This window comes from Oryzibacillus soli, from assembly GCF_051594765.1.
Classification (GTDB): Bacteria; Bacillota; Bacilli; order Paenibacillales; family NBRC-103111; genus Paenibacillus_AR.
Genome location: NZ_JBPPGJ010000001.1, coordinates 100,401 through 113,205, shown reverse-complemented (window position 1 = coordinate 113,205; position 12,805 = coordinate 100,401). Strand labels below are relative to the sequence as shown.

The 12,805-nt window shown below is 57.6% G+C and carries 9 protein-coding genes; 5 read left to right on the top strand and 4 right to left on the bottom strand.

What is annotated here, in order from left to right; genetic code table 11:
* The first annotated feature begins 48 nt into the window (after positions 1-48).
* Complete coding sequence (locus ACSEXW_RS00405) at positions 49-1,602, top strand: ABC transporter substrate-binding protein (RefSeq protein ID WP_438444108.1); 1,554 nt, start codon at positions 49-51, stop codon at positions 1,600-1,602.
* Positions 1,603-1,672: 70 nt separating this feature from the next.
* Here ACSEXW_RS00405 and spoVB read toward each other — a convergent pair whose 3' ends face one another.
* The 4 genes from spoVB to ACSEXW_RS00385 form a co-directional block, all read right to left on the bottom strand.
* Positions 1,673-3,211: a stage V sporulation protein B gene (spoVB, locus tag ACSEXW_RS00400; RefSeq protein ID WP_438444107.1), complete on the bottom strand. Its 1,539-nt coding sequence runs from the start codon at positions 3,209-3,211 to the stop codon at positions 1,673-1,675.
* Between the two features lie 89 nt (positions 3,212-3,300).
* A complete protein-coding gene (locus ACSEXW_RS00395; RefSeq protein ID WP_438444106.1) occupies positions 3,301-3,732 on the bottom strand; it encodes a DMT family transporter in 432 nt (143 codons plus the stop codon).
* Between the two features lie 25 nt (positions 3,733-3,757).
* Complete coding sequence (locus tag ACSEXW_RS00390) at positions 3,758-4,780, bottom strand: LacI family DNA-binding transcriptional regulator (protein WP_438444105.1); 1,023 nt, start codon at positions 4,778-4,780, stop codon at positions 3,758-3,760.
* Between the two features lie 178 nt (positions 4,781-4,958).
* Positions 4,959-5,870 carry an ArsR/SmtB family transcription factor gene (locus ACSEXW_RS00385; protein WP_438444104.1) on the bottom strand — a complete coding sequence of 304 codons (912 nt, stop codon included), beginning with the start codon at positions 5,868-5,870 and terminating at the stop codon, positions 4,959-4,961.
* Between the two features lie 138 nt (positions 5,871-6,008).
* On the opposite strand from ACSEXW_RS00385, the gene arfA reads away from it, so the two are divergent.
* The 4 genes from arfA to ACSEXW_RS00365 all read left to right on the top strand — a co-directional run bounded on the left by arfA (position 6,009) and on the right by ACSEXW_RS00365 (position 12,796).
* Positions 6,009-7,520, top strand: coding sequence for an arabinosylfuranosidase ArfA (gene arfA / locus ACSEXW_RS00380; RefSeq protein ID WP_438444103.1), 1,512 nt, complete (start codon positions 6,009-6,011; stop codon positions 7,518-7,520).
* A gap of 168 nt (positions 7,521-7,688) precedes the next feature.
* A complete protein-coding gene (locus ACSEXW_RS00375; protein WP_438444102.1) occupies positions 7,689-9,923 on the top strand; it encodes a helix-turn-helix domain-containing protein in 2,235 nt (744 codons plus the stop codon).
* 256 nt (positions 9,924-10,179) lie between these two features.
* Positions 10,180-11,814 (top strand): extracellular solute-binding protein, encoded by a 1,635-nt coding sequence (locus tag ACSEXW_RS00370; protein ID WP_438444101.1) that lies wholly within the window; start codon positions 10,180-10,182, stop codon positions 11,812-11,814.
* Positions 11,815-11,893: 79 nt separating this feature from the next.
* Positions 11,894-12,796 (top strand): ABC transporter permease, encoded by a 903-nt coding sequence (locus tag ACSEXW_RS00365; RefSeq protein WP_438444100.1) that lies wholly within the window; start codon positions 11,894-11,896, stop codon positions 12,794-12,796.
* Positions 12,797-12,805 lie beyond the last annotated feature (9 nt).

Here is a 12,805-nt window from a genome sequence, read left to right as displayed (position 1 = left end):
TGAAGCCGGATGGCATAGATACCACCATGAAAATGAGGAGGGTTCATCATGACCAAGAATAGAAAGACGCTCATACTCGCCATGATTCCCGCATTGACGCTGTCCCTGGCCTTGGGGGGATGCGGAGATGACGACAAGCCGGAGGCCGTTCCGTCGGGAAGCCCATCGGCGCCTGCAGCCAGCGCGAAGCCGGCAGAGACGAAGAAGGAGCTTCCTCCCTATACCATCAAGATGTTCGTTCCGGGGGGAAGCGTCCAGAAGGATCAGGAGCTGGTCAATCAGGAGGTCAGCAAGTACCTGAAGGACAAGATCAACGCCTCCTTCGAGCTGACGGTCATCGATTGGGGAAGCTGGCAGGACAAGATCAATCTGAAGTTCGCCTCCAACGAGCCCTTCGATCTTCTGTATACCGCCAACTGGGATAACTACAGCACCAAGATTCAGCAGGGCAATATCATCCCCCTGAACGATCTGATCGACAAGTTCGCACCGGAGGCCAAGAAGCAGCTGAACCCGGCCCTGCTGGAGGGCGGCAAGTTCAACGGAAAGAACTACGGCTTCCCGGTGAACAAGGAAGTGGCCAGCCAGTACGGAATCATGCTCCGCAAGGATCTGGTCGACAAGTATAAGATCGATACGGCGAAGATCAAGACATTGGAGGATCTGCCCCCGATCTTCGATATGATCAAGGAGAAGGAGCAGGGGGTAACTCCGCTCATGATGGATAAGGGCAGCACGCTGATCAACCGGTTCTTCGACATCCAGGATTATGAGAGCATGGGCGGACAGTTCGCCAAGGTGAAGAGAGGGGCAGCGGAGATCAAGGCCGTGAACGGACTGACCTCCCCGGAATACAAGATGAGCTTGGACGTAGCGCGCAAATGGTTCCTGGCCGGGTATGTCAACAAGGATGCCGCCACGCTGCAGGATCTGAACGGCGCCCTGAAGGCCGGCAAGGCCTTCTCCTATCTGGAGCAGCTGAAGCCGGGCAAGGACGCCGAGGTCAGCATGGCCACTGGCATCCAATGGGTTCAAGTGGAGCTGACCAAGCCGATCATCTCGACCTCCGACACGACCGGCTCCATGAGCTCCATCTCCCGGACGTCGAAGGATCCGGAGCGGGCGATGATGTTCTTGAATCTGCTGCATACCGACAAGTACTTGGTCAACCTGATCGCCTTCGGCATAGAGGGCAAGCATTACGTGAAGAAGGGGGACAATATCATCGATTTCCCCCCCGGTGTCGACGCCAAGAGCTCCGGCTACAATCTGAACCAGGCCTGGCTGTACGGCAATCAGTTCAATGACTATCTGTGGGCCAGCGAGAATCCGAAGAAGTGGGAGAACTTCAAGAAGTTCAACGATTCCGCTGAGACTTCTAAAGTATTGGGCTTCATCTTCGATCCGGCCAACGTAAAGAGTGAGGCTGCGGCGGGAAACAACGTGTACAAGGAATTTACCCCGGGTCTTCATACCGGATCGGTGGATCCGGACGAGGTGCTGCCGAAGTACATCGAGAAAGCCAAGTCTGTGGGCATCGAAAAGATCATCGCCGAGACCCAGCGCCAGCTGGACGAATGGCAGAAGGCGAATAAGAAATAAGCCGGGAGGCATAAGAAACAGGCGGAGCGGGAGCTTCCGCCTGTTCGGCGTGGGGACGGATCTATAACCCTTACGTCAGGATTCTCCTGTTTCTGCGGCTCCAGGCGTTGGTCAGGGAGAGGACGCCGAAGTAGACCAGCAGTGCGAAGCCTGCTGAACCGAGCATGGACCCGAGCATGGTCAGGCCCATTCCCTCCAGAACCCCCAGCGCCCACTGGCCGCTCAGGAGCATGACCATCATGGAAACGGCCACCTGCACGTAAGGGCGGATGTCCCAGTAGAAGCCGATGGTGCCGGAGATGGAGAAGAAGTCCAGCATCGTCTGAATGACGATGCCGATGCCTAATCCGACGGCGATTCCGACGATCCCCAGCTCGCCGCCTAGGACGAAGATGGCGATCACCTTGAAGATCGTGGTGACGATATAGTTCCATAGGGAGGAGCCCGCCCGGCCGAGCCCGAGGAGAATGGCATGGAGCGGCGCATCAAAATAGTGAAGGAAGAACATAGGCGCCAGGATCTTCAGCAGGATGCCCGCCTCCGGCGCATGGTAGATCAGCGTGGTAAGCGGAGTGGCCCAGACGAACAGAATGACCGTGGCCGGCGCTCCGATCTGAAGCCCCAAGCGCATGGCTTGATCCATCCGCTTGTGCATCAAGAGACTGTTCCGGTTCGCCGCCGCCTCGCTGATGGCGGGTATGAGGGCGGTGGAGAGGGACTGGGTGATGAAGCTCGGCATGAACAAAAGCGGGAAGGCATAGCCGGCCAGCATGCCGAACTGCTTGGTAGCCATGGCGGTGCTGACTCCGGCCGCCGCCAGGCTGGTGGTAATGAGCAGCGGCTGGAAGGCGCTGTACAGCGAGTGAATCACCCCGTGCCCGGTGGTAGGCAGTCCGATGCGAAGCAGCTCTGTTAGAGTCGACTTCCCTCTGCGAAGGGAATGAGCCCACGTTTCGCCGGGCAGCTTGGCTTCACCGCGCAGCTTGTAGCTGATGAGCAGGAAGGTCAGGCTGGAGGCTTCACTGATGACGGAGGCGGCCATGGCGCCGGCAGCGGCATAAGCCAGACCGTGGGGCAGCAGGAGATGCACAAGAGCCAGCACGCAGGCAATCTGTACGGTGTTCTCCAGCACGTCGGAGGCGGCGATGGCCTGCATCCGCTGCTTGCCTCGGAAGTAGCCCTTGAGCACGGCGGATATGGCGACGATGGGGGCAATGGGGGTAATGGCCAGCATGGCGTAATAGGCGCGCTGGTCGCTCAGCAGAATGGAGGCGATCCACTCCGAGCCGAGCAGCGAGACGGTGGTGAGCAGGACGCTCAGGAAACCGGTCACGAGAAGGGAGACGTGCAGAATGCGTCTCACCTTCGCGTGTTCTCCCCGAGCGTCGGCTTCTGCGACCAGCTTGGAGATGGCCACCGGCAGCCCCAGCTCCGTGATCGTGATGACCAGCGGGACCAGCGGGTGGGCCATCATCAAGAGTCCGATTCCTTCCGCGCCCAGCATGCGGGCCACGAACATGCCGCTGATAAACCCGAGAATGCGGTTGACGAACGCGGCGACGGACAAGACGAACGTACCTCTCATGAAGGATTGGGACGGTTGCGGCATCGGCATCATGTCCTCCTGTCGATCAAATACTTCATTGTATTGCCGGACCGGAGAAAACATGCGAACAGGCCTGAAAAAGCAGGATTGGCTCAGGATCTGACCAACAGGACGACGCCGATCATAATGATGGAGATGCTGCCGGCCTTCTGCAGGGTGATGGGGGACTTGGGTACGCCGAACCATCCGAAGTGGTCCACGACGGCCGAGAGAATCACCTGGCCCAGAATCAAGAGCACATAAACGGATAGGCTGCCGATGGAATTGATGGACGTCGTGACGGCCAGCATGATGATGACTCCGAGCAGGGCGGAAGTGCCGATCCAGCCCCAGGTAGGCCCGCTGAGCGACCGGAAATCGCCGCGGAACAGGATGAAGACGAGACTGATGGCCACCTGGACCAAGGAGACGTAGGCAATCATGTTGAACTGGCTGGCCTGCTTGCCGATCATGGTATTGATCGTGGCCTGGGTGGAGCCGAAGGCACCGGCGAGGAAGGCGAGAAGGATGCTGAAGATGTTCATGGGTAGGCTCTCCTTTTGGTTGAAGTCAAGTATGTTGCTCCTGTACCGCGGTGGAGGTGGAGCTTCGAATGACAAGCTCGGGGCGCAGCACGATCCGCTGCTGCACACCTGCCCCTTCGCCCTTCATCTCCTGAAGCAGCGTGCGTACGGCCAGCTTCCCCATATGGGCGATGGGCTGGGCCACGGCCGTCAAGCCGGGGAAGCTGACGGAGGCAAGAAGCGTATTGTCGAAGCTTACCACCGACACGTCCTCCGGAACGCTCAGGTTCAGCTCCCGGGCCGCCTGAATGGCGCTGATCGCCAGAAGATCGTTGCAGGCGAACAAGGCGGAGGGACGGTTCCGGGAGGACAGCAGCTGGACAGCCTGCTGCCTGGCATCCTCCAGGCCTCCCGTGCAGGGAAGGATTCGGTCAGGGTCCAAGCGGAGGTCCGCATCTGTCCAAGCTTCCGCAAAGCCCTGGACCCGCTCCTTGCTGCTTGTAATCCGGGCGTCCTCCGCCAGCACGGCGGCATTCCGGTGCCCCAGCGAGAGCAGGTGCTTGGCGGCCATCCGCCCCCCTTCCCGGTCGTCTGCGAGAATCGCATGGGCCGGCACCCCGGGAATTTCCCTGGCCAACTGGACGACAGCGGTTCCCTTGGCCAAGATACCGTCCAGGCTGCTTCCGTCCAGAATGCCCGTGGCGAGAATGATGCCGTCGACGCTCTTTTGTTGAAGGAAATGGAGGTATTGCCCGATCCGGTCCTTCTGGTGGTCCGTGCTGCACAGGATCAGACTGTAGCCTGCGAGACGGCACTCATCCTCCACAGCCCGGGAGATCTCGGCGAAGAAGGGGTTGGAGATGTCCGGCACCATCATGCCGATAGAGTAGGTTTGTTTGCCCATGAGGGCGGAAGCCAGGACGCTGGGGCGGTAATCCAGCTTCTCCATGGCGTCCAGCACCTTGGCTTTGGTCTTGTCGCTGACCTTGCGTTTGCCGTTGATGACGTAGGAGACGGTGGCGATGGAGACGCCGGCCGCTTCCGCCACGTCATAGATGGTTGCATTCATGGTTCTGCCTCCGTCTATTGTTAAGCGCTTAACCCTTCAAGCGTCGAACGCCGAGAGTCTATTTATTCAACAGTATAGAAGGTCTGAAGTAAATAAACAATCCCTCTGCCGAAAAAAGTTAAGCGCTTAGATAGTCCCAAACAACAGCCGCAGGATGGATTCCTGCGGCCAAGCTGCTTTACTTCGCATCGTAATAGACCCGGAACAGCAGGTCTTGATCGTAATTGCCGAAGCCCTTGCCGAACAGCGTCAGGCCCCCCCGGTTCTTCCCCGTATCCTCCGCGCTCATCCGGAAGGTCCAGGAGCCGGCGCTCCAATCCAGATCCTGCACCCTCCGCTCGGAGATGCGCTGGCCGTCGATGAAGGTGCCGGAGCCATTGATCCGAAGCACCTTCAAGAGTCCATACTGGTTCACATCCGGCGGCCACCAGTCCGGCGTGAAATTCCCTCTCCGGTCCCCGTAGTCGCCAGGGCTCGTCCATATGCCCAGCTCGGTCCCATTGAATGCGAACCGGATGTCGGAGGGCCATTGCTCACGGGTATGGGGCGCTTCGGAGCTGATCTCCATGGATACCTCCAGCTCGTTCAGCACCTGATTCTTGAACAGATAATTCGGGACCTTGTATTCCACATAGCCTCGGGCGAACCAGAGAATCCCCGCCTGCATCCGTTCCGGATCCATGAAGAAGCGGGGAGCGTCGTACTGTCCGATCAGCTGTTCCCGGGATGCCAGCCCGCAGGTGGGATGGGCCTCCACATCCGTATAGTGGCCGATAGGTACGGAGATCTCCACCAGCTTCCGGGAGCTCTCGGGTGCAGGAGACAGATTGATCTGGAGATGGTGGGCGGACAAGGAGCAGAACTTGTAGGTGCCGCTCTGAATCCGCTTGTTCCTGCAGCTGATCAGGCCCGCCTTCTGCAGCTTGCTGACGTGGATGCTGGTGATGGCGCTGCTCAGGCCTAGAGCGGCGGCCAGGTCCTTAACGCTCATCTCCTCCTCCTGGAGCTGCCGGATGATCTGAAGACGGACCGGACTGGCCAGCGCCTCGTAAACCCGCAACGATTCCGAATCGGTGTGAAGCTGCTGCATGGGTATCCCCCTTCTGAGCTGTTGAAGTGAACTTGAATTTATGTATTGATTACACCGATATTATATGCTAAAACTATGGTGCCAAAAAGAGGTTCATCAATTAATGCATATATTAATTCAAGGAAGGCGAGTGACCCTATGACACTGAAAGCTTTCATGGCCATCGATAAGGATTTCATCCTAGCCGAGGTGGATCCGCGGATTTACGGCTCCTTTATTGAGCATCTGGGACGTGCGGTATACGGAGGCATCTATGAGCCGGGCCATCCGACGGCAGACGGGCAGGGCTTCCGGCAGGATGCCATGGAGGCGATCCGCAAGCTGCAGGTGCCGATCATCCGTTACCCGGGGGGCAACTTTGTCTCGGGCTACAACTGGGAGGATGGCGTTGGCCCGCAATCGGAGCGCAAGCGGAAGCTGGACCTGGCTTGGTGGACCACGGAAACCAACCAGGTCGGCACCAATGAATTCGCCGATTGGGCGAAGAAGGCGGGCAGCGAGGTGATGATGGCGGTCAATCTGGGGACCCGGGGTGTGGATGACGCCCGGAATTTGGTGGAATACTGTAACCATCCCTCGGGCTCCTATTGGAGCGACCTCCGCATTTCTCACGGCTATAAGGAGCCGCACCGGTTCAAGACCTGGTGCCTGGGCAACGAAATGGACGGCCCTTGGCAGATCGGCGCCAAGACGGCGGTGGAATACGGCCGGCTGGCCAATGAGACGGCTAAGGTGATGAAATGGGTGGACCCGGCTCTGGAGCTGGTCGTATGCGGAAGCTCCGGCAGCGGAATGCCCACCTTTGCCGAATGGGAAGCCACGGTACTGGATTTGACCTACGACCAGGTGGATTATTTGTCCCTGCATACCTACTACAATAACAACGAAGGCGATACGAAGAACTTCCTGGCACGTTCGCTGGACATGGACCGCTTCATCCGCAGCGTGGCCTCCATCTGCGACTACATCCAAGCGAAGAAGCGGAGCAAGAAGAAGATCCATCTCTCCATGGACGAATGGAATGTATGGAAGACCATCGGGTCCAGCCGCGCCAATGAGCGCTGGCAGATTGCGCCTCCCGAATTCGAGGACACGTACAACATGGAGGACGCCCTGGTGGTCGGCTGCTGCCTGATCACGATGCTGAAGCACGCGGACCGCGTGAAGATGGCCTGCCTGGCCCAATTGATCAACACGATCGCTCCCATCATGACGGAAACCGGCGGAGACCTGTGGCTGCAGACCACCTATTATCCTTTCCTGCATGCCTCGATGCACGGCAGGGGGACAGTGCTGCATCCGGTCATCCGTTCGCCGAAGTACGACTCCAAGGACTTCACGGATGTTCCTTATCTGGAAGCGGTCAGCGTGTACAACGAGGAGCAGGGACAGATCACGGTATTCGCAGTCAACCGCCATCTGGAGGAAGACCTGCAGCTGGATATGAACCTTCGCAGCTTCGGCAAGGCCCGGGTGCTGGAGCATCTGGTGCTGGAGCATGAGGATCTGAAGGCCTCCAATACCAAGGAACACCCCGGCCGGGTACTGCCGCATAACCGCGGAAACGCAGCTGCGGAGGACGGACTTGTGCGGGCAGTGCTCTCCAAGGCCTCCTGGAATGTGATCCGGTTGGAGGTTCAACCGGTTTAAACGTATTAAGCCTTACAGCCACTAGATTTGCCGGTGAAGTCGCAAACCGTCAGCTCTAGTGGCTTTTTTGCACCAAGCAGGATTCGGCCGATCCATGCCGAATCCACTGGTAAAGCAGGGCCTTAAAGGACGGCCCGTTCCATGGCTATTGAAGGAGGCTTTCGCTACATGAGACTTACATTCTCCAGGAAATCCCTGTTGTCCTATATGCCGATCTTCCTTCTGACGGTCACGGTGCTGATCTTCATGTCATTCCTGATCGTGAATGACATCTCGCGCGGCGAAACCGCCAAGGCCAACCGCATCTCGACCGGTTATATCGTGGATACCGTGGACCGTACGTTGAGCGAGATCGAGATGAAGGTGCTTCAGGAGCTGGAGCTGACCCAGTCCTATGATGAATTTCTTTATGCGCCCGACGGAGAGAAGACGAGAGAGCGCTATTATGATGTCGTCCGGAACCTGAACAGCCTGCTCCAGAAGTACAGTCTGATCGATTCCATCTATCTCTACCGCAAGCACGGCGATATCGTGCTGACCCAGAGCGGCCTCGCAGAGCTGAGCGCCTTCTCTGACAACGGCTTCCTGAAGCAGCGGCTGAAGGAGCCCGATAATATGGGCTGGAGCGACATCCGCCCTTACGCGTCGGCGAACGCCCAGAGCCCGGTGCAAGTCATCTCCATCTCCCGCCCCCTTCCCCTTCCACTCGGGCAGGACGGCATGATCGTGGTCAACGTCAATCTGTACCGGCTGGAGAAACAGATCAATGATCTCCTGAAGGGGAATCTCTCCTACCTGGACGTCTACGACGGCAACGGCAAGCCGGTATTCTCCTTTACGGGAACCGGCAATCTGGAGAAGGGCAAGATTCTGACGGAGATCCGGGCCAAGCAGCTGAACTGGACCTATCGGAGCGGCATCCAGGCTGGCCAGCTGTTCGCATGGGTGTCCTTAATCTCCTACATCTGGATCGTCATCGGGATCGCGGCCGTCATCGGGGGCATCGTCTATACCGTCTACATCACGAGGCGGAATTATCGGCCGATCCTGAAGATGATGAAGCGGGTGCAGGTGCTCCAGCTGCTGGGCCCGGATTCGCAGCTCTCCAAGCAGGACGATCTCAGTCTGATCAACCGTGCGCTGGAGAACCTGATCGAGCAAACCATGGATTATGAGAAGGAGCGGAGAAACAACGAGCAGGTACTGCGGAGACAGCTGTTCCGCGATCTGATCGAGGGGGAGCGCTTGGAAGGCGCAGAGGAGCGGCTCGGGAACCTGAAGCCCTTCACCGGAGGGGACAAGCCGAACGGATATGCCGTTATGATCATCGAATTGAACCGGTACGGACAGTTTCAATCCCACTTTTCCCGTTCCGATCAGAATATATTGAAGTACGCCCTGATGAACGTGCTGAACGAGGTGGTGAGCAATCACCAGATGGGAGGCTGGTACGAGTGGATCAGCAGTGAGAAGATGGGCTGCATCGTCAGCTACGCCGGAGAACGGCCGGAGAATGCGGACTTCCGGTCCATCGGGGAGCGGTGCCACAGCTGGATTGAAGCCCACCTGCGCCTGTCCTTGACCATGGGTATCGGCCATGTGGTCCGGGAGCCTGCGGAGATCCACCTTTCTTACCAGGCCGCCGATTCCGCCCTGCAGCATAAGCTGTCGTTGGGACAGGAGGCGGTGGTCTTGAGCGATGAACTACCGGAGCACTCCCATTTCCACCGGTACCAGTATTTTCAGTCCATGTCCCAGTTCGTCCGCGAATTCCGGCTGGCCGGAGAGAGCTGGCGCCAGCGCCTGGACGGAATCTTCCAATCCTTCGTCACGGAGAAGCTGAAGAACGAGGAGATCCACATGCAGCTGGAGACGCTGATGAAGATCCTGGAGCGGGAGGTGGGCGAGCTGTCGGAGAGTCTGGCCAACAAGTTCACGGGCAAGCCCTGGGAGGAGGTATGGACCTCCATCCGGCAGGCCTCCAGCCTGGAGGAGATTCAGAAGCTGGTCACCGATTGGCTGACGGATCTGTTCCAGACCTACGTCTCCGTGAACGAATCGAAGAGCTACAAAGCGTTGATCGAGGAGATCAAGAACTATATCGAGCAGCACTATTCCAATCCGGACCTGTCCCTGAAGCATCTGAGCGACCAGTTCCAGATCTCGGGGAAGTATGCCAGCCACCTGTTCAAGGAAGAGTTCAACACCAAGTTCGTCGACTTTCTCGTCCACCTGCGGATGAAGCGGGCGGAATCGCTTCTCGAGAGCACCGGGGATACGATTCAGGATATCGCCACCAAGGTGGGGTATGCCAATGCGATTACCTTCGGCAGAGTATTCAAGAAGGTGGTCGGGGTGACGCCCGGAGATTACCGGAAGCTGAAAGGCCCGGACCGCAAGTAGCAAAATCCTTATTCAATAGGGGGAAACCCTTGTGGAATAAGGCTTTTTTTTACCGGCGGATACAATTTGGTTTATCGGGAAAAATGTTTAGTTGCGGTGGAAATCGCCTCTCGGGGGCTCGGGTTTATGCTCGGAAACTAGTTTATTGCGGGATGTGGCCCGGGGTGGAATAATCGGTTCCAGAGGCAGACGACCCCGAACGGACGGGGCGGGCTTCTAGGGTTGACAACTAAAAAGAGGGTAAGGTGAGGCATTCATGCAAAAGGGAAAAACGAAAAAGGCCTTCGTGGTAAGCTTGTCCATGATGATGGCCGGCATGACGCTGTTGTCCGCTTGTTCGACCGACAAGAATGAAGGGAAAAGCGCGGGCGAAGCGTCGGCGTCTTCGGCGGCCGGTTCAGCTGCCCCGGCCAAGGCCGGCAACCTGAAGGTGGAGATCTGGGACCGCGGCAACGCGCCGCAGGGCATGACGATCACCAATTCATTCCTCACCAACTTCGTGAAAGAGAACTTCGGCAAGCCGAACAACATTAATGTGGAATTCGTCCCGGTCCCGCGCAGTGAAGAGGTATCGAAGCTGAACATTCTCATGGCCAGCAATACGGAGGTTCCTGATATCGTCATCACATATGATGCGGCAACCTTCAATAAATACGCTTCCCAAGGGGGGTTGACCGAGGTCTCCGACCTGTTGAAGCAGTACGGGCCTGATCTGACCAAGTTCCTGGGCAACGACATTCTGAAGTTCGGCCAGTATAAGGGCAAGCAGTACGCCATTCCTGCCAAGCGCTCCACCACCGGCAAGTACGCCTCCTTCGTGCGCCAGGATTGGCTGGATAAGCTGGGGCTGAAGGCTCCGACCAACACGGATGAGCTCTACAACGTTCTGAAGGCCTTCAAGGAGAAGGATCCGGGAGGCACAGGAGGCAAGGTAATTCCCTTGGGCATGAGCATTGCTCCAGCCCAATACGAGTCCTTGGTCTGGTCCTTCATCGGCAAAATCAGCGAGCAGGAACGCTTCGAGCAGACTCAGACGCTGGCCTCCCGCGAATACCCGATTCTCCTGCCGGGCTTCAAGGATGCGGTCCAGTTCATGAACAAGCTGTACAACGAAGGCCTGATGAGCCCGGACTTCGCCCTGGACAAGAAGAAGGAAACGCTGGTGAAGGACATCGCCAACGGCAAGGTCGGCTTCTTCAGCGAGGATAACATCAACATCTTCTACAACGACGGAACCTACGATTCCCTGAAGAAAAACGTGCCTCAAGCGGTTCTTACCCCAATCGACGCTTATGCGAATAAGGAAGGCAAGCATACCAAGCCGATCTCTGCGCCCAACGGCATGTACATCATGATCCCCAAGTCCAGCAAGAGCGGAGTGGAAGCCATCAAGTATCTGAACTGGATGGCCTCCGGCGACAACCTCTTGACCATCCAAAAAGGCGTGAAGGGCCAGAACTACAACCTGGACAGCAACGGCATCCCGATGGTCATCGACAATCAGTCCGATGCGGTCAAGAACAACACCTACAGCGGAGGCGACCTGGGCATTCTGGCCAACGGTCTTGTGCTGGACACCCAAGAGAAGAGCGATGAAGCCTTCGTCAAAAATTTCCCGGAGCGCTACCATGCGGATGCGCGCAAAGCTCTGAAGATCTCCGGCACAGACGGAGTCGGTCCGCTCAGCATGCCTCGTCCGATCGAAGCGGAGAGCAAGTACGGCACCACGCTGCTGGAGAAAGCGGAGGAGCTGATCGTCAAATCGACGATGGCCAAACCGGCGGAGTTCAGCTCCGTGTTCGATTCGATGATGAAGAGCTATATGTCCAGCGGCGGCCAAGCGGTGCTGGATGAGCGCAAGGCAGCCTGGAAGGAAGCACAGGCGAAATAATCTCGCCGGTCTTAGGTCAAAGGAGCGTCAAGCGGCGCTCCTTTGATGGCAAGATACAGCGGTTTTGGGGGGATGGAGCATGAAATCCAAGGTTTACCTTCGACGGTATTGGCAGTTATACGCCTTGATCGCCCTGCCGATGGTTTACTTTATCATCTTCAAGTACGGCCCGATGTACGGCGTACAGATTGCATTCAAGGACTTCAACTTCTTCAAGGGCATCAGCGGAAGCGAGTGGATCGGTTGGGACGCGTTCCGGGAGGTGTTCGCGAATCCCGACTTCGTCAAGACGCTGCGCAATACGTTTATGCTGAACTTCCTGGATCTGGTGGTCTCCTTCCCGGCCCCGATCATCCTGGCCATCATGCTGTTCGAAATCAAAATCGTTTGGTTCAAGCGGCTCTCCCAGACGATTCTCTATATTCCCCACTTCATCTCTTGGGTCATCATCGGGGGCATCGTCTACCAGGTGTTCGGCACCCAATCGGGCATGATCAACAACATGCTGGCCAATTGGGGCTATTCGGCCATTCCGTTCCTCTCCGACAAGAACTATTGGCTGGTGACCTACCTGTTGGCCGGTGCCTGGCAGAGCGCAGGCTGGGGGACGATTCTCTACCTGGCCGCCTTGACGGGCATCAACAAGGAGCTGTTCGAAGCCGCAGAGGTGGACGGAGCAGGCAGGATGAAGCGCATCTGGCACATTACCCTGCCCGGCATTAAGACGACGGTGGCCACGCTGCTCATCATCAACCTGGGCCACATGATCTCCATCGGCTTCGACCGTCCGTATATTATCGGCAATCTGGTGGTCCGCGAGTATTCGGACGTCCTGAGCACCTTCGTCTACCGCGTCGGTCTGGAGTCGGGCCAGTACACGCTGGCGACGGTCGTGGGACTGTTCCAGGCGGTCGTGGGACTGTTCTTCCTGCTCGGGGCCAACTACGCCTCCAAGAAGCTGACAGGCGACGGCATCATTTAAGCGTGACAG